The 16,327-nt window shown below is 72.8% G+C and carries 16 protein-coding genes; 8 read left to right on the top strand and 8 right to left on the bottom strand.

The window, feature by feature from the left end:
• Window positions 1–9: 9 nt before the first annotated feature.
• On the top strand, window positions 10–369 hold the full coding sequence (locus K7G59_RS28375; protein ID WP_225839113.1) for a metalloregulator ArsR/SmtB family transcription factor: 360 nt from the start codon (window positions 10–12) through the stop codon (window positions 367–369).
• A gap of 55 nt (window positions 370–424) precedes the next feature.
• On the opposite strand, the gene K7G59_RS28380 is transcribed toward K7G59_RS28375, so the two are convergent.
• Both K7G59_RS28380 and K7G59_RS28385 read right to left on the bottom strand, forming a co-directional pair.
• Complete coding sequence (locus K7G59_RS28380; RefSeq protein WP_225839115.1) at window positions 425–2,065, bottom strand: APC family permease; 1,641 nt, start codon at window positions 2,063–2,065, stop codon at window positions 425–427.
• Between the two features lie 203 nt (window positions 2,066–2,268).
• A complete protein-coding gene (locus tag K7G59_RS28385; RefSeq protein ID WP_225839216.1) occupies window positions 2,269–2,685 on the bottom strand; it encodes a CoA-binding protein in 417 nt (138 codons plus the stop codon).
• Between the two features lie 154 nt (window positions 2,686–2,839).
• Between K7G59_RS28385 and K7G59_RS28390 the strand changes: the two genes are divergently transcribed.
• The 5 genes from K7G59_RS28390 to K7G59_RS28410 are packed head-to-tail and all read left to right on the top strand — an operon-like array spanning window position 2,840 to window position 9,314.
• Window positions 2,840–3,877, top strand: a complete 1,038-nt coding sequence (locus K7G59_RS28390; protein ID WP_225839118.1) for a hypothetical protein — start codon at window positions 2,840–2,842, stop codon at window positions 3,875–3,877.
• The gene (locus tag K7G59_RS28395; protein WP_225839120.1) at window positions 3,874–4,455 is read left to right on the top strand and encodes a histidine phosphatase family protein; all 582 of its coding nucleotides are present in this window, start codon (window positions 3,874–3,876) and stop codon (window positions 4,453–4,455) included. Before K7G59_RS28390 ends, K7G59_RS28395 begins: the two co-directional genes overlap by 4 nt.
• Window positions 4,456–4,495: 40 nt before the next feature.
• The gene (locus tag K7G59_RS28400; RefSeq protein WP_225839122.1) at window positions 4,496–5,122 is read left to right on the top strand and encodes a YigZ family protein; all 627 of its coding nucleotides are present in this window, start codon (window positions 4,496–4,498) and stop codon (window positions 5,120–5,122) included.
• 41 nt (window positions 5,123–5,163) lie between these two features.
• Window positions 5,164–6,327 (top strand): exonuclease SbcCD subunit D, encoded by a 1,164-nt coding sequence (locus tag K7G59_RS28405; RefSeq protein WP_225839124.1) that lies wholly within the window; start codon window positions 5,164–5,166, stop codon window positions 6,325–6,327.
• Window positions 6,324–9,314: an AAA family ATPase gene (locus tag K7G59_RS28410; protein WP_225839126.1), complete on the top strand. Its 2,991-nt coding sequence runs from the start codon at window positions 6,324–6,326 to the stop codon at window positions 9,312–9,314. Before K7G59_RS28405 ends, K7G59_RS28410 begins: the two co-directional genes overlap by 4 nt.
• Window positions 9,315–9,317: 3 nt before the next feature.
• Here K7G59_RS28410 and K7G59_RS28415 read toward each other — a convergent pair whose 3' ends face one another.
• Window positions 9,318–9,764, bottom strand: a complete 447-nt coding sequence (locus K7G59_RS28415) for an Lrp/AsnC family transcriptional regulator (RefSeq protein WP_225839129.1) — start codon at window positions 9,762–9,764, stop codon at window positions 9,318–9,320.
• A gap of 94 nt (window positions 9,765–9,858) precedes the next feature.
• On the opposite strand from K7G59_RS28415, the gene K7G59_RS28420 reads away from it, so the two are divergent.
• Window positions 9,859–10,362, top strand: coding sequence for a rhodanese-like domain-containing protein (locus K7G59_RS28420; RefSeq protein ID WP_225839131.1), 504 nt, complete (start codon window positions 9,859–9,861; stop codon window positions 10,360–10,362).
• A gap of 58 nt (window positions 10,363–10,420) precedes the next feature.
• Complete coding sequence (locus K7G59_RS28425) at window positions 10,421–10,936, top strand: immunity 21 family protein (RefSeq protein WP_225839134.1); 516 nt, start codon at window positions 10,421–10,423, stop codon at window positions 10,934–10,936.
• A 23-nt stretch (window positions 10,937–10,959) separates the two neighbouring features.
• On the opposite strand, the gene K7G59_RS28430 is transcribed toward K7G59_RS28425, so the two are convergent.
• From K7G59_RS28430 to K7G59_RS28450, 5 genes are all read right to left on the bottom strand, one after another.
• Entirely contained in the window at window positions 10,960–12,189 is a 1,230-nt protein-coding gene (locus tag K7G59_RS28430) for a cytochrome P450 (RefSeq protein ID WP_225839136.1), read from the bottom strand.
• A gap of 35 nt (window positions 12,190–12,224) precedes the next feature.
• Window positions 12,225–13,625 carry an NAD(P)/FAD-dependent oxidoreductase gene (locus tag K7G59_RS28435; RefSeq protein WP_225839137.1) on the bottom strand — a complete coding sequence of 467 codons (1,401 nt, stop codon included), beginning with the start codon at window positions 13,623–13,625 and terminating at the stop codon, window positions 12,225–12,227.
• Window positions 13,615–13,872 carry a ferredoxin gene (locus K7G59_RS28440; protein ID WP_225839140.1) on the bottom strand — a complete coding sequence of 86 codons (258 nt, stop codon included), beginning with the start codon at window positions 13,870–13,872 and terminating at the stop codon, window positions 13,615–13,617. The genes K7G59_RS28435 and K7G59_RS28440 overlap by 11 nt, the downstream gene beginning before the upstream one ends.
• A 185-nt stretch (window positions 13,873–14,057) precedes the next feature.
• Window positions 14,058–15,749, bottom strand: a complete 1,692-nt coding sequence (locus K7G59_RS28445; protein WP_225839142.1) for a DUF885 domain-containing protein — start codon at window positions 15,747–15,749, stop codon at window positions 14,058–14,060.
• A gap of 64 nt (window positions 15,750–15,813) precedes the next feature.
• On the bottom strand, window positions 15,814–16,299 hold the full coding sequence (locus K7G59_RS28450; RefSeq protein ID WP_225839145.1) for an Lrp/AsnC family transcriptional regulator: 486 nt from the start codon (window positions 16,297–16,299) through the stop codon (window positions 15,814–15,816).
• Window positions 16,300–16,327 lie beyond the last annotated feature (28 nt).

Genomic DNA, 16,327 nt, shown 5'->3' on the forward strand with positions numbered 1-16,327 from the left:
TATGTGCGTATGAGCGCACGCATGCACCTATCACCTGCACATCATGCGCATACGCATACTCCGGGCGAAGGGCAGTTCACCCTCGCCGCCGAGCTGCTCGGCCTGCTCGGCGACCGCACCCGCCTGACCCTGCTGCATGCCCTGACGGCGGGGGAGGCCGATGTCACCACGCTGACCGAGGCATGCGGCGCGGCCCGTCCCGCCGTCAGCCAGCATCTGGCCCGGCTGCGCCTCGCGGGCCTGGTGCAGACCCGCAAGGAGGGGCGCCGGGTGGTCTACTCGCTCGGCGACGGACATCTGCGCCGGCTGGTCGACGAGGCGCTGAACCTGGCCGACCACCGGCTCGCCGAGCGCAGCACCCGTACATGACGGTGTCCCGTCAGCCACGGATCGGCTGACGGGACACCGGGGAAAACGGGGGCGATCAGTGCGCCGGGGCGTCGGTGACCACGACCTCGCCGATGCTGCGCTCGATCTCCTCGGGCTTGGACGCGGTGGCCTTGGCCCAGTAGTAGATGCCGAGGGAGAAGGCCGCGACGACCGCGATGTCCCACCACAGCGGGATGATGCCCTGGCCGCCGAAGCCGCCTCCCAGGGAGATCAGGCCCATGCCCACCAGGTACGGAGGCAGCCACTGCGCGGCCTTGAAGTCCAGCCGGGGCGCGTCGGACAGCTTCTTGCGGATCGCGTACCAGGCGTAGGAGCCCAGCAGCACGTAGCCGAGCAGGATGGCGAAGCCCAGCCGCCACAGGGTGTCCCAGCCGGCCCAGTAGATGATCAGGTTCGCGACCACGAAGGACATCGGCGAGATGACCTTGCCGAAGGGCAGCCGGTACGGGCGCTCCATGTGCGGCAGGCGGTCGGCGAAGACGCCGTACGCCAGCGGGGCACCCGCGTACATCAGCACGCTCGCCGAGGTGATGAAGCCGACCAGCTCCTGCCAGCTCGGGAACGGCAGGAAGCAGACCACACCGGTGACGAAGGAGGTGATGAGGCCGAACCACGGCACACCGCGCTTGTCGGTCTTGGTGAACAGCTTCGGGGCGTAGCCGTTCTTGGCCAGACCGAAGGAGACGCGGGAGGTGGCGGTGGTGTAGATCAGGCCGGTGCCGGCGGGGGAGATGATCGCGTCGATGTACAGCACGAGGCCCAGCCAGCCCAGGCCCACCAGGGTGGCGAGGCCCGCCCAGGGGCCGCTGATGCCCGGGAAGTCCAGCTTGGCCCAGCCGTGCGCGAACGAGGTGTGCGGCAGCGCGGCGATGAAGACGACCTGGAGCAGGATGTAGATCACGGAGCCGATCGCCACCGAGCCGAGCGTGGCACGCGGCAGGTCGCGCTTGGGGTTGCGGCTCTCACCGGCCAGCTGGATGGCCTGCTCGAATCCGAGCAGCGCGAAGATGATGCCGCTGGAGCTGATCGCGGCGAGCACACCCTTGGCACCGAACGGCGCGAAGCCCTCGGAGGTGAAGTTGCCCGGGTGGAAGTTGCCGATGGCGATGATGAAGATCGCGGCGAGGGGGACGGCGATCTTCCACCAGGTGGCGGCGCTGTTGGTGTGCGCGAGGGCACGGACGCCGAAGAAGTTGACTCCGACGAAGACCGCCATCAGGACGACGGCGATGGCGAAACCACTGGCCGACAGGGTGCCGTCCGCGTGCTGCAGACTTTCGGCCCATTTCCAGTGCTTCGCGTAGCCGACCATGGCCTCGACTTCGATCGGCGCGACGGTCGCCGCCTGGAGCCAGGCGAACCAGCCGAACGACATGCCGGCCAGGCCGCCGAACGCGTAGTGCGGGTAACGGGCGGTGCCGCCCGCCACCGGGAACATGCCGCCGAGTTCGGCGTGCACAAGGGCGAGCAGCACGATCGCCACCGCGCCGATCACCCACGAGATGATCGCCGCGGGACCGGCCACCACGACCGCCTTTTGGGCGCCGAAGAGCCAGCCGGATCCGATGATGGAACCCACGGAGGCCCACATCAGGCCGATCAGGCCGACATCCCGGCGCAGTCCGCCGGCTGTGTCCTTCGTGGTTGTGGGCGCGGCATGGTCGAGTTTCACCATGTCAAGTGACCTCTCAGGTCGTATACGCATCATTAACGAGCAGGAAGGTCACAGGCTAGGAACGCTTTCCGTCCTGGCAAAAGACTGTTTTCCAAATCTTGACCTGGGATCTTGTTCGTCTTGGATGTCGACTTCCCCCAGGTCAGACACCAAGCGTGAATGTCAATATTCATCAGTCAATTGTGAGAAGAAAGTGAGATGGGCTAGCCCAGACGGGGAATTTCGATCGCCGGGCAGCGGTTCATGACCATGTCAAGTCCGGCGTTCCGGGTCCGTTCGAAAGCGGCTTCGTCGACGACACCGAGCTGAAACCACACGGCCTTTGCGCCCTTCGCGACGGCCTCCTCGGCCACCGCTGCGGCCAGGGAGCTGTTGACGAAAACGTCCACCACGTCGACCTGGAACGGCACGTCCGCGAGGGAGGCGTAGCCCCGCTCGCCGTGTACCGTCTCCGCCCGCGGGTGCACCGGGACGATCCGCTTGCCGAACCGCTGCAGCACCTGCGCCACCCCGTACGCGGCCCGCCCCCGGTTCGAGGACAGGCCGACCACGGCCCACGTGTCACCCAGTTCGGTCAGGATCCTGCGGATCGTCGCCTCGTCGCCGTAGTCGCCGTACACGGCCGCCTCCTCGGGCTGCTCGGGGAACTGTCGTCGCGGCAACAGCACCCGGCTGCCGCTGATTCCCGCCACGGTGTCCCGATCGGGCCGCCACGGCGTCCGTAATCCGGGCCAGGTGCCTGCGTACGGCCGTCGGCCCGCCTACGCTCACTGCGTGCTGCGCATCCTCGACGCCCGTACCGGTGAGTCCGTTGCCGCCGCGCCCGTCCGGCGCGGCCTGACCCGTATCGAGGCGCACGCCTGCGGCCTCGACCCGACGTCCCTGCGTGTGCTCCTCACCGCCGACGTCCTCGGCCGCGCACTGGAACTCGGCGGCACCCCCGTCTGGACGACACTCACCGCCGCCTGTGACCGCCCCGCACTCCGCACGGCGGCCACCACCCTCTCCGTCCGCCCCTTCGAGGACGGCCACGACCTCGCCTCGGGACTCGGCGAGGCCCAGGTCGTCCACGTGGCACCACAGGGTGCCGAGGACACCTGCGGCGAGGGAGCGGTGGTATCGGTGGCACCGGTGGAGTGGCCGCGCCGGGAGCCGCCGGGCGGGGCTGCGGAGGCTCCCGATGGCGCAGCAGGGGGGCCCGGTGGCGCTGGGCGCGGGCCGGACCAGGGTGCGGGTGGGCCGGACAGGACTGCGGACGGGCCGGACGCCATGGATCGTCGTCCGGGCGGGCTGGAGCACGGTCCGGGCGGGCTGGACCGTGGTCCGGGCGGGTCGCGCCGTGCTGAGGACGGAGGAGGCCGGGTCGCGGACGCTCCGGCCGGTGCCGCGGCCCGCACCACCCCCCTACCCCCGTCCCGGCCCGCGCCCCGCCCCCTCCCCCCGCTGCCGGCCCTCCTGGCCGGCGCCGACATGGATTCCGCCGCCCTCCGCCTGGCCCTGCTCTCCGTCCCGCGGCGGGAACCGGTGCGGATGGACGGCGCCCTGTTGGAGAGCGCCGCGCGGTCGCTCGGGCGATGGCGGCGAGACGTTGCCGGATGGGCGCGGCAGCCCTCGCGGCCGGTGCCCGACGAGGTGCGCGCGCGGTTGCGCGCCGCCTGGGAGGACGACCTGGACGTGCCCGCGGTCTTCGGCGTCCTGCGGGACGTGGCGAGCGGACCCGGCGTGCCGGACGGCGCCCGCTTCGAGACGTACGCCTACGCCGACCGGCTGCTCGCCCTCGACCTCGCCCGGGACCTCGGGAGCCTCGCGTGATCGAGCGGGCGGGCGCGGGCCCGCTGCGTCGTCTGGTGGTGCTGCGGCACGCCAAGTCCGCCTGGCCCGAGGGCGTCGAGGACCACCGTCGCCCCTTGGCGCCGCGCGGTCTCAGGGACGCCCCGGCCGCCGGGCGCGCCCTCGCCGAGGCCGACTGCCTGCCCGATCTCGCCCTGTGCTCCACCGCCGTACGCGCCCGCCGTACCTGGGAGCTGTCCTCCGCGCAGTGGGGCACCCCGCCCCAGGTCCGCTACGACCGGCGGCTGTACGGGGCCACCGCGCACGAGGTGCTGGAGGTCGTGCGCGAGACACCGGCCGAGGTGGAGACGCTGCTGGTGATCGGCCACAACCCGGGTCTGGAGGATCTGGTCCTGCAACTGGCCGGCGACGGCCTGGACGACACGCTGGACCGGGTCCGCGTGAAGTTCCCCACGTCCGCGATCGCCGTACTGGCCTGGCGCGGCACCGGCTGGCCGGCCCTCGCCCCGGGCGTGGCCCTGCTGACGTCGTTCACCGTGCCGCGGGGCGAGAAGAAGGGGAAGAAGGGAGGGGAGGGAGACGACCGGGGAGAGAGGTAGCGCGGACCGGCGGGGGTGCGGCTGCGCTTAGGCTTGCGGGATGCAGGACGAGTACCGCACAGTCGCCCGCGCGGGCGTGCACGAGACCGAGGTCAACCGCTCCCGCTTCCTGTGTGCGCTCGCCCCGGCGGCCACCGAGCAGGAGGCGCAGGAGTTCCTCGCCGCGGTCCGCAAGGAGCACGCCGACGCCACCCACAACTGCTGGGCGTACGTCATCGGTGCCGATGCGGCCGTCCAGAAGGCCAGCGACGACGGGGAACCGGGCGGCACGGCCGGTGTTCCCATGCTCCAGATGCTGCTGCGCCGCGACATGCGGTACGTCGTCGCTGTCGTCACCCGCTACTACGGCGGGGTCAAGCTCGGCGCGGGCGGGCTGATCCGGGCGTACGGCGGGGCGGTCGGCGAGGCCATCGACACCCTCGGCACGATCACCCGGCGCCGCTTCCGGCTGGCCACGGTCACCGTCGACCACCAGCGCGCGGGCAAGGTGCAGAACGACCTGCGGTCCACGGGACGCGAGGTGCGGGACGTGCGCTACGGCGAGGCCGTCACCATCGAGATCGGCCTGCCGGACGCCGACGTGGACGCCTTCCGGGCGTGGCTGGCCGATGCGACGGCGGGCACGGCCGGGTTCGAGCTGGGCGGGGAGGCGTACGGCGACGCCTGACATCAGCGCGATGTCAGACCCCGCCGTTAACCTCGGGGATCATGAGACTGCTGCACACGTCCGACTGGCATCTCGGCCGGGCCTTCCACCGGGTGAACATGCTCGGTGCCCAGGCCGAGTTCATCGGTCACCTCGTCACCACCGTCCGCGAACGCGGCGTGGACGCGGTGCTCGTGGCGGGGGACGTGTACGACCGCGCGGTGCCTCCGCTCGCCGCGGTCGAGCTGTTCGACGACGCCCTGCACAGGCTCGCGGACCTCGGTGTGCCCACGGTGATGATCTCCGGGAACCACGACTCGGCACGCCGCCTGGGCGTCGGCGCCGGACTCCTCGACCGCGCGGGCATCCACCTGCGCACCGAGCCGTCCGCCGTCGGCACCCCGGTGGTGCTGGCCGACGACCACTCGGACGTGGCCTTCTACGGTCTGCCCTACCTCGAACCGGCCCTGGTCAAGGAGGAGTTCGCGGTGGACAGGGCGGGGCACGAGGCCGTGCTCGGCGCCGCCATGGACCGGGTCCGCGCCGACCTCGCCACACGCCCGCGGGGTACCCGTTCCGTCGTCCTCGCCCACGCCTTCGTCACCGGCGGCCGGGCCAGCGACAGTGAACGGGACATCACCGTCGGCGGGGTGGCCGCCGTACCGGCCGGGATCTTCGACGGCGTCGACTACGTGGCCCTCGGGCATCTGCACGGCTGTCAGACCCTCACCGAGCGCGTCCGCTACTCGGGTTCCCCGCTCGCCTACTCCTTCTCCGAGGCCGACCACCGCAAGAGCATGTGGCTCGTCGACCTCGACGCCGACGGAGCCGTCACCGCCGAGCGCGTCGACTGCCCCGTGCCCCGCCCCCTCGCCCGCGTCCGCGGCACCCTGGAGGACCTCCTCGCCGACCCGGAGCTGACCCGCCACGAGGACTCCTGGATCGAGGCCACCCTCACCGACCCGGTCCGCCCCACCGACCCCATGGCCCGGCTCACCGAGCGCTTCCCGCACACCCTCAGCCTGGTCTTCGCCCCCGAACGGGCACCGGACGACCCCCAGGTCTCCTACGCCCGGCGGCTCGTGGGCCGCAGCGACCAGCAGATCGCCCAGGACTTCGTCGCCCACGTGCGCGGCGCCGGGCCCGATGAGCAGGAGGCGGCCGTGCTCAGTGAGGCCTTCGACGCGGTCCGCGCCGACGACGCGGTGCGCGAGGGGGCGCGGTGAGGCTGCACCGGCTCGACATCACCGCCTTCGGGCCCTTCGGCGGTTCCCAGACCGTCGACTTCGACGCGCTGTCCGCCGCCGGGCTCTTCCTGCTGCACGGCCCGACCGGCGCCGGCAAGACCTCCGTCCTGGACGCCGTCTGCTACGCCCTGTACGGCACCGTGCCCGGCTCCCGGCAGAGCGGCCAGGGCATGAACCTGCGCAGCGACCACGCCGAACCGGGCACCCGCACCGAGGTTCGGCTCGAACTGACCGTCGCCGGGCGCCGGTTGGAGGTCACCCGGCAGCCGCCCCGGGAGCGGGCGAAGCTGCGCGGCAAGGGCACGACGGTCGACAAGGCCCAGACCTGGCTGCGGGAGTACGACAGCACGGCCGGCGCCTGGCGGGACCGCAGCCGCTCCCACCAGGAGATCGGCGAGGAGATCACCCAGCTGCTCGGCATGAGCCGCGAACAGTTCTGCCAGGTCGTCCTGCTGCCCCAGGGCGATTTCGCGCGCTTCCTGCGCGCCGACGCCGAGGCCCGCGGCCGGCTGCTGGGCCGCCTCTTCGACACCCAGCGCTTCGCCGACGTCGAGAAGCGGCTCGCCGAGCGCCGCCGCGCCACCGAGGCCCGGGTGCGCGAAGGGGACGCCGCGCTGCTCGCCGACGCACACCGCATGCAGCAGGAGGCGGGCGGCACCATGGAGCTGCCCGACCTCGCCCCGGGCGACCCGGGCCTGGCCGAGGCCGTGCTCGGTGCCGCCGCCGTCGCCCGCAGCACCGCCCGCGAACGCCTCACCCTCGCCCACAGCCGGCTCACCGCCGCCGAGTCCGCCCGTGCCACGGCCCGGCGCACCCTGGAGGACGTACGCGAACTCGCCCGGCTGCAAAGCCGGTTCGCCGAGGCGCAGGAGCGCGCCGAGCGGCTGAGGGAGCGGGCCGGTGCGCACCGCGCCGCCCAGGAACGTATGGAGCGCTCCCGGAAGGCGGAAGCGGTGGCGCCCGCGCTGGAGCTGCGGGAGGCCGCAGAGAGGGAGCACGACAGAGCCGCTCGTGCCGAGGCACGCGCGCGCGGGATGCTGCCCGACTCCTTCGCCGCCGCCGGACCGGCGGGTCTGGCCGCCGCCGCCCGCCGCCTCGCCGAGGAGCTGGGCGGCCTGGAGTCGGCCCGGCGTGCCGAGCGCCGGCTCGCCGAACTGGCCGAGGAACAGGCCGGGCTCGACCGGCAGGAGCGCGCCGACGAGGACGTCCTGCGCGAGGCCGACGCCTGGCTCGCCGACTGGGACGCCACCCGCGCGAGCCTCCAGTCCCGCGTCGACGCGGCCCAGGAGAGCGCCACCCGCGCCGAACAGCTCGCCGTCCGGCGCGAACCCGCCCGCAGGCGGCTCGACGCAGCCCGCCTGCGGGACCAGCTGGCCGGAGACCTGGAGCAGGCCCTGCAACGCGCCCACACCTCCCGGCAGGCCGCCCTGGACGCCCGCACCCGCTGGCTCGACCTCAAGGAACAGCGCCTGAACGGCATCGCCGCCGAACTGGCCGCGCACCTAGTCGACGGCGAACCCTGCGCCGTCTGCGGGGCCACCGAACATCCCGCGCCCGCCCGCAAGGTCGCCGGACACGTCGACCGCGACGCCGAGGAACGCGCCCTCGCCGCCCACCAGCGGGCCGAGGAGCAGCACGCCGAGGACGAGCGGCGCCTCGGCGTGGTCCGCGAGGCCCTGGCAGCGGCCGGCGCCGAGGCGGGCGACACCCCCGCCGCCCGGCTCGCCGCCGAGGCCGAGGAACTGGAACAGGAGTACGCCCGCGCACGCCGCGAGGGCTCCGCCCTGCACGCCGCCCGCGAGGAGCTGAGGCGCGCCGAGCACGAGCGGGAACGGCGGCTGGCCGACCGTCAGCAGGCCGCCGTGCGTGCCGCCTCACGGCTCACCCGGCGCGACACCCTGGAGCGGGAACGGACGGCCCTGCGGACGGAGCTGGACCGCGCCCGCGGCACCGCGGCGAGTGTGGCCGCGCGCGCCGCGCAACTGGAGCGGCAGACGGCCCTGCTCACCGAGGCGGCCGACGCCGCGCGCGCCGCCGAGGACGCAGCCCAGCGCCTGAAGGACGCCGACGCCCGTCTCGCCGACGCCGCCTACCGCGCCGGCTTCGACACACCGCAGGCCGCGGCCGGCGCCCTCCTCGACGCCGCCGCCCACCGCGAGCTGCAACACCGCCTCGATGCCTGGCAGACCGAAGAGGCCGCGGTCCGCGCGATGCTCGCCGAGGCCGGCACGGCCGCCGCCGCCCAGCAGCCGCCCGCCGATGTCGCCACGGCGCAACAGGCCATGGCCGAGGCGGAACGGCGGCTGCAGGAGGCCGCCTCCGCACGCGACGCCGCCGCCCGCTGCTGCACCGAGCTGGACCGGCTCTCCGCCCGCGCCACCGACGGGGTACGACGCCTGGCGCCGCTGCGCGCCGAGTACGACCGGGTGGCCCGCATGGCCTCGCTCACCGCGGGCACCTCGGCCGACAACGACCGCAAGATGCGCCTGGAGTCGTACGTGCTGGCCGCCCGCCTGGAACAGGTCGCCGCCGCCGCCACCGTACGCCTCCAGCGCATGTCCTCGGGCCGCTACACCCTCGTCCACTCCGACGACCGCACCGGACGCGGGCGCAGCGGTCTCGGGCTGCACGTGGTCGACGCCTGGACCGGCCGCGAACGGGACACCGCCACCCTGTCCGGCGGCGAGACCTTCTTCGCCTCCCTCGCGCTCGCCCTCGGCCTCGCGGACGTCGTCACGGACGAGGCCGGAGGCGTCAGCCTCGACACCCTCTTCATCGACGAGGGCTTCGGCAGCCTCGACGACCAGGCCCTGGACGAGGTCCTGGACGTCCTCGACGGCCTGCGGGAACGCGACCGCAGCGTCGGCATCGTCAGCCATGTCGCCGACCTGCGCCGCCGGATCCACGCCCAGCTGGAGGTGGTCAAGGGGCGGTCGGGGTCCGTGCTGCGGCAGCGGGGCGTGTGACGGTCAGCGGCCCAGCGGACGCCGGGGCAGCGGGGAGGAGTACACCACGCTCGTGGTGACCGAGCCGAGCGCGCCGATCTTCCCGGAGACCTCCTCCAGGTGGGACATGGACCGCGCGGCGACCTTGATGACGAAGCAGTCGTCGCCCGTGACGTGGTGCGCCTCCAGGATCTCGGGCGTCGCCGCCACCAGGTCGTGGAAGGGCTTGTAGTTGCCGTTCGGGTAGCGCAGGCGGACGAACGCGAGTATCGGCAGACCGAGGCGCTCGGGGTCGACGACCGCCGCGTAGCCCTGGATGACGCCGGCCTCCTCCAGCCGCCGGACCCGCTCGGTCACGGCGCTCGACGACATGGAGACGGCACGCGCCAGCTCGGCGTAGCTGGCCCGGCCGTCCCGCTGGAGGACGTCCAGGATGTGCCAGTCGGTGGCATCCGGGGAATACACGGTCATCCGCGATGGATAGCAGGGAAAACCCCGGCAGATCAAGGGGAACGCCGGGAATCAGCACTTCAGCGAGCGGGCCGGGGGTCATAGATTTTCAGTCATGATCACTACGAAGTCCGCAACCACCGGCAACTCCACGACGCCCGTGAACCCCGTCCTGCGCGTCGCCCCCGCCGCGCCGGCCGAGGCCGCCGCTCACTTCCGGGCCGGCCTCGCCTTCCACGCCGACGTCTCCGACGTGGCCGCGGCGCTCGCGGCCGGCGGCGACCCCGGCTTCGTCGTGCTGGACTCCCGCTCCACCGAGTCCTGGGACCAGGGGCACATCCCAGGAGCCGTCCACCTGCCGACCGCGCTCATCCCCGAGCAGGCCGGTCAACTCCTCGACAGGTCCGTGCCGGTGGTGACGTACTGCTGGGGCCCCGGCTGCAACGGCGCCGCCCGCGCCGCCCTCGCCCTGGCCGAACTCGGCTACCGGGTCAAGGAGATGCTCGGCGGCTTCGAGTACTGGGTCCGCGAGGGCTTCGAGTACGAGACCTGGCAGGGCCCCGCCCGCCGCGACGCCGATCCGCTGACCGCGCCGGTCGAGGGCGCATGCGGTTGCTGAGTCCGCGGGACATCCCCGCAAGGGAACCGGACCACTGGCTTCCGTGTAGGTTCTGCCCATGGTTCGATACGCGGATCCAGGCACCCTGGAGTGGGTGGAGTCGGGCGGCGGCCCGCTGATAGCGATACCGGAGGCGGTGCTGCCGTTCTGGGCGGGCGCGGACAGCTCCGAACCCGCCACGGACTACGACCGGGCGTGCGAGGTCGACGGGTACGTGGGACTGCTCCCGGTCGGCGACAGTGCGGCGCTGGTGTTCGGCGACGACCCCGCCTCGACGTCCTTCCTGCCGGACCACGGCACCTTCGTACGGTGGGCCGCCGCCGACTCGGAGGAGGAACTGCTCGCCGGCGTCCCCGACGCCCTGGACTCGGCGCTGTGGGCACCCGAGATCCACTGGCAGGTGCCCGGACCGGTGCTGCTGTTCGACTCGGCCTGGCCGGGCGGGACGGCGGACCGCACCGAACACCTGCGCGTCCCCCTGGAAGCGGGCAGGTACGCGGTGCGTGCCGCCTACGTCCAGCCGGGACCTGAGACCTGGGTCGGGCTGGTTCAGCTCAGACGGCTCGCGAACTGACCGCGGTCACCCGCCCCCGGGGGTCAGCGCAGGGCGTCGAACGCGACGTCCAGATGGCGTGGACCCCGCAGCAGCGCGTTCTGCCGGTAGGGCGGCGGGTCCTCGAGCAGGCGGGGGTTCTCCAGCCGCCGGGCCAGCTCGGACAGGGCGACCTGGGTCTCCAGCCGGGCCAGCGGAGCGCCGAAGCAGCTGTGGATGCCGCTGCCGAAGCCGAGGTGCTGGATGTCCCCGCGGTCCGGGTCGAAGCGCTCGGGCTCCTTGAACCGCTCCGGGTCCCGGTTGCCGGCGGCGAGGACGAGCCAGATGCGTGAGCCCTTCGGGATGGTCACCCCGCGCAGCTCGATGTCGGCGATGCAGGTGCGCTGCGGCACGAGCTGCACCGGCGGTTCGTAGCGCAGGAGTTCCTCGACGATCTTCACGGACAGGTCCGGTTCGTCGCGCAGCCGCTGGAGGTACTCGGGGTGGCGCAGCAGCGTGAGCATGCCGTTGGTGATCAGGTTGACGGTCGTCTCATGGCCGGCGATGAGCAGCAGCACCGCGGTGCTCAGCACTTCCATCGTGGTCATGACGCCGTCCGGACCGTGACTGTTCACCAGGTCGGACAGCATGTCGTCGCGTGGTTCCCTGACGCGCTGCTCCACCAGCCCGTTCAGGTACATGGCGAGCTGCAGCCGTGCGTCCTGCGCGACCCGCGCGGACTCGGCGCTCGGGCGGTCGCCGGGGTCCAGGCTGGCGACGATCGGGTCGACCCAGGCACGGAAGCGCGGTTCGTCCTCGCGCGGCACGCCGAGCAGCCGGCAGATCACGGTCACCGGGAAGGGGTACGCGAACCGGTCGACCACGTCGATCTGCCGCGCGTCCCCGAACGCGTCGATCAGGTCGGTGACGATCTCGGTGAGTTCACCGCGCAGGGAGTCGACACGGGTGGGCCGGTGCGGGGGGCCGAAGGAGCCGTTGGCGATCCGCCGCAGCCGGTCGTGCTCCGGCGGGTCGAGCCGGATGAAGCTCGGCGGCAGCCCGGTCGCCTCCGGCCCGGAGAACTCGTCGTCCCCGGCGGCGGCCAGGTTGGCGGCGTCGGAGCTGATCCGCGGATCATGGAGCAGGGCCTCGATGTCGTAGTACGAGCTGATGAGGTACGGACCGTCCTGCTCCTCGTGCAGCACTGGCGTCCTGCGGAGTTCCTCGTAGATCGGATAGGGGTCGGCGCGGTTCGCGAAGTCGGTGATCTTGCGCAGCATCGAGGCTCGCGTCATGACGGGTTCCTTGGAGCGTGGGGGCCGGGCGGCGGTCAGTGCCGGGCGGGGTGGAAGACCAACTGCTGGTCGGCCGGTGAGTAGCCGGTCAGGGTCACCGTGGGGCCGTGGGTCGGCAGGGACGGGTCGGGGAAGTCGGCCGCGACCGGGTGCCGGCCTTCGGGACGCCGGTCGACGGTCGGGAACTCCACGGGGAACGGCGCGCCCCGCTCGATCTGCCGCTGGTAGAACTCCAGCCAGCGGGCGTTGTCGAAGGCGACGGCGGCGATCATCCGGCCCTTGCAGCCGTAGACGCCGACGAACCTGCGCTCGGACAGCGACCCCTGCGTGATCATGAGCTGGTCGCCCATCGGCGGCACACCGACCGACTTGATGTTCACCCCGAACTGCGCGGACCAGAAGGCCGGCATCCACAGGTGCGGTCGGCGGTCGGCACCCCGGCAGACCATGTTGTGCGCGGCGGTCTCCGCCTGGGCGACGGCGTTGCCCCAGTGCTCCAGCGAGAGGAACTGGTATCCGAACAGTGCGTGCGGGGACCGCGCGACATCACCGGCGACAAAGACGTCGTCGGTGACGATGCCCCGGAAGTCGAAGGCCCGGCAGCCCGCGTCGCACGCGATGCCCCGGGGCCCCGCGCCGAGCCCCGACCCGGTCAGCCACTCGGTGTTGCGCAGCGAGCCCAGCGAGACGACCACGACCTCGGCCTCGACGACGCTCCCGTCCGACAGGTGGACGGCCCGCACCCGGCCGGCCGAGTCGCCCTCCAGAGCGGTCACCGTGACATGGGTGCGCAGGTCCACGCCGTTGTCGGCGTGCAGGTCGGCGGCGACCGCGCCGACCACCCCGCCGAGGGCGCCGACCAGCGGGGCACCGGCACGCTCCGCCACCGTGACGGCGATGCCCATGTCCCGGCAGGCCGAGGCGACCTCCGAACCCGCGAAGCCGGCGCCGATGACGAACACCCGGCGCGGCCCCGCCTTCAGCCGCTGCTGCAGCCTGGCCGCGTCGCCGCGCGTGCGCAGCAGACAGACGCCGTCCAGCCGGGCCTCGTCCTCCTTCGGCCACGGACGGGCCCGGACACCGGTCGCGATGAGCAGCCGGTCGTACTCCACTTCGTCCCCGTCGGCGAGCCGTACGCGCTTGGCCGCCAGGTCGAGACCGGTCGCCGCGACACCGAGCCGCCACGTGGCGTCGACCTCTCGGCGCTGGGGCAGCTCGGTGTGGCGTGCGGAAGCCGTGCCGAGCAGGACGGCCTTGGACAGCGGCGGCCGGTCGTACGGCTCGTACGGCTCGTCACCGATCATGGTGAGCGAACCGGCGAAGCCCTCGGCGCGCAGCGTCTCGGCGGCCCGCAGGCCGGCCAGCGAGGCGCCCACGATCACGATCCGGCCCTCGTGCCTGAGCCAGTCCACGTAGTCGGCGTAGTCAGCTGCCATCGCACGCCTCCCGGCCGGACACCTCCTGACCGGACGCGGTCCGGCCCTGTCCGCCGTCCAGCCCGTCGGCCGTGATCGCCTGCACCGGACAGGCGGCGACGGCCCGCGCCAGCCGCTCCCGCTGCTCCTCCTGCGGCCGCGGGTCGTACATCAGCGCCTCCTCGCCGTGCAGGGCGAAGACATCGGGCGCGAGGAACGCGCACTGCGCGTACCCCTGGCACTTGTTGAGATCGACGACGAGTCTCATCGACGCTCCGACCTTCCGGTGGCGAAGTCCGGTGTCCCCCACCACGGTGCGCGGGTGCCTCCGGACGGCGGTCATGTCCCGTTCGCCAGCATGGAAGCCGGGCGGGGGCCTCGCGCCCCGGGGAATGCCGTTCGGGTGAGCGACCCCGCGGGGAACGCGCCACCCGGAGACCCCGTCCCGGAGGATCAGAGGCGGGACAGCTCGTCCACCAGGTCGTCCAGGCCCAGCGAGCCCTGGGACAGTGCCGCCATGTGCCAGGCCTTCAGGTCGAAGCCGGCGCCGTGCCGCTCGCGCGCCTTCTCCCGGCCCAGCAGCCAGGCCCGCTCGCCCAGCTTGTAGCCGATCGCCTGACCCGGCATGGTCAGATAGCGGGTCAGCTCGCTCTCCACGAAGTCCGCGGGGCGGCTGCTGTGCGCACCGAAGAACTCCTGCGCCAGCTCCGGAGTCCAGCGCTCACCCGGGTGGAAGGGGGAGTCGGCCGGGATCTCCAGCTCCAGGTGCATGCCGATGTCGATGATCACCCGGACCGCGCGCATCATCTGCGCGTCCAGATAGCCAAGCCGCTCCTCCGGGTCCGTGAGGTAACCCAGCTCGTCCATCAGACGTTCCGCGTACAGCGCCCAGCCCTCCACGTTGGCGCTGACCCCGCCGACCGTGGCCTGGTAGCGGGAGAGGTCCTGCGCCACGTGCGCCCACTGCGCGAGCTGGAGGTGGTGGCCGGGCACGCCCTCGTGGTACCAGGTCGACACCAGGTCGTACGCCGGGAACCGGGTCAGTCCCATGGTCGGCAGCCAGGTGCGGCCGGGACGCGAGAAGTCCTCCGAGGGGGCCGTGTAGTACGGCGCCGCGGCACCGCCGGGCGGGGCGATCCGGGCCTCCACCCGCCGTACCCGCTCGGCGAGTTCGAAGTGCGTGCCGTCCAGGTCCTCGATGGCCTTGTCCATCAGGCCCTGCAGCCACTCGCGCACCTCCTCGACACCCTCGACGTGCCGGCCGTGCACGTCCAGGTGCGCGAGGGCCTCCCACGGCGTCTTCGCGCCGGGCAGGATCTTCTCCGCCTCCTGCCGCATCTCGCCGAGCAGCCGGTGGAACTCCGCCCAGCCGTACGCGTACGCCTCGTCCAGGTCCAGGTCGGTGCCGTTGAAGTACCGGGCCCACACCGCGTACCGGTCGCGGCCCACCGTGTTCGGGGTCCCCTCGGCCGCCGGTGCGTACACGTCCCGCAGCCAGTCGCGCAGCTCCAGCAGGGCGGCGGTGGCCGTGCGGGCAGCCTCGTCCAGCTCGGTGCGCAGGGTGTCCGGGCCTTCGGCGGCGAAGTCCTCGTACCAGCCACGGCCCTGGCCGTCCGTGTCCGTCCACTCGGTGAGCTGGCCGATGAAGGTCGTGGTCGGCCGCGGAGCCGCGTACAGCTTGCGTTCCAGGCCCAGCGCCAGCGACTCGCGGTAGCCCGCGAGCGCGGCCGGCACCGCGCGCAGCCGTTCGGCGATCGCCGCCCAGTCCTGCTCCGTCCGCGTCGGCGTCACCGAGAAGACGTCCCGCACCGCGTGGCCAGGGGTGTGCATGTTGCCGATCGCGCGCAGATGCTCGTCTGCCTCGTGCATGGCGAGTTCGGCGGTCAGCCGCTCCCGCAGCAGCCGCCCGCAGCGGCGCTCCACGTCACTGTCCGCGCCGGGCAGCCGCTCGGCCTCGTCCAGCTTCACGAGCGTGGCCCGTGCCAGCTCCGCCCGGGCCTCCTGGCCGGCGGGCGAGTAGTCGGGCAGCTTGCTCGAACTGTCCGGCACACCGAGGTAGGTCCCGGTGATCGGGTCCAGGGCGATCAGGTCGTCCACATACGCGTCGGCCACCTGACGGGGCAGCGGGCTCTTGGTCTCAGACATGCCGACCATCCTCTTACGACGAGGAAGCCTGCGTCACCCGTGTTTCGGGCATGTAGGGGCGAGTTCAGCTCTGGGCGTGCCCGGGCGGCAGCAGCGGCCCGCACTCCCACTGCTGGAAGATCAACCGGGTCTCCACCCGGGCCACTTCGCGCCGCGCCGTGAACTCGTCCAGCACCAGCCGCTGGAGGTCGGCCATGTCCGCCACCGCCACGTGCACGAGGTAGTCGTCGGGCCCGGTCAGATGGAACACGGTGCGCGACTCGGGCAGCGCCCGGATCCGCTCCACGAAGGGTCCCACCAGCTCCCGCCGGTGCGGCCGGACCTGTACCGACAGCAGCGCCTCCAGGCCGCGCCCGAGCCTGGCCGGGTCCAGCCGCAGCTGGTGCCCGAGGATCACGCCCGAGCGACGCAGCCGGGCCACCCGGTCCAGACATGTCGACGGCGCCACCCCGACCTGCGCGGCGAGGTCGCGGTAGGTGGTCCGGGCGTCGTTCTGCAGCAGGCGCAGCAGATGAAGGTCCACCGGATCCAGTACGACAGATTCGGCCATTGGCCGAACGTAGCACGGGGTTTGCCTC

Origin of the sequence: Streptomyces sp. NK08204, assembly GCF_020400585.1 — a bacterium.
GTDB lineage: Bacteria > Actinomycetota > Actinomycetes > Streptomycetales > Streptomycetaceae > Streptomyces.

Excerpts from the sequence above, each read along its gene's own strand:
- K7G59_RS28375 (WP_225839113.1), top strand. The coding sequence starts at position 10 with ATGAGCGCACGCATGCACCTATCACCTGCACATCATGCGCATACGCAT.
- K7G59_RS28380 (WP_225839115.1), bottom strand. The coding sequence starts at position 2,065 with ATGGTGAAACTCGACCATGCCGCGCCCACAACCACGAAGGACACAGCC.
- K7G59_RS28400 (WP_225839122.1), top strand. The coding sequence starts at position 4,496 with ATGCAGGACGAGTACCGCACAGTCGCCCGCGCGGGCGTGCACGAGACC.
- K7G59_RS28405 (WP_225839124.1), top strand. The coding sequence starts at position 5,164 with ATGAGACTGCTGCACACGTCCGACTGGCATCTCGGCCGGGCCTTCCAC.
- K7G59_RS28415 (WP_225839129.1), bottom strand. The coding sequence starts at position 9,764 with ATGACCGTGTATTCCCCGGATGCCACCGACTGGCACATCCTGGACGTC.
- K7G59_RS28420 (WP_225839131.1), top strand. The coding sequence starts at position 9,859 with ATGATCACTACGAAGTCCGCAACCACCGGCAACTCCACGACGCCCGTG.
- K7G59_RS28425 (WP_225839134.1), top strand. The coding sequence starts at position 10,421 with ATGGTTCGATACGCGGATCCAGGCACCCTGGAGTGGGTGGAGTCGGGC.
- K7G59_RS28430 (WP_225839136.1), bottom strand. The coding sequence starts at position 12,189 with ATGACGCGAGCCTCGATGCTGCGCAAGATCACCGACTTCGCGAACCGC.
- K7G59_RS28435 (WP_225839137.1), bottom strand. The coding sequence starts at position 13,625 with ATGGCAGCTGACTACGCCGACTACGTGGACTGGCTCAGGCACGAGGGC.
- K7G59_RS28440 (WP_225839140.1), bottom strand. The coding sequence starts at position 13,872 with ATGAGACTCGTCGTCGATCTCAACAAGTGCCAGGGGTACGCGCAGTGC.
- K7G59_RS28445 (WP_225839142.1), bottom strand. The coding sequence starts at position 15,749 with ATGTCTGAGACCAAGAGCCCGCTGCCCCGTCAGGTGGCCGACGCGTAT.
- K7G59_RS28450 (WP_225839145.1), bottom strand. The coding sequence starts at position 16,299 with ATGGCCGAATCTGTCGTACTGGATCCGGTGGACCTTCATCTGCTGCGC.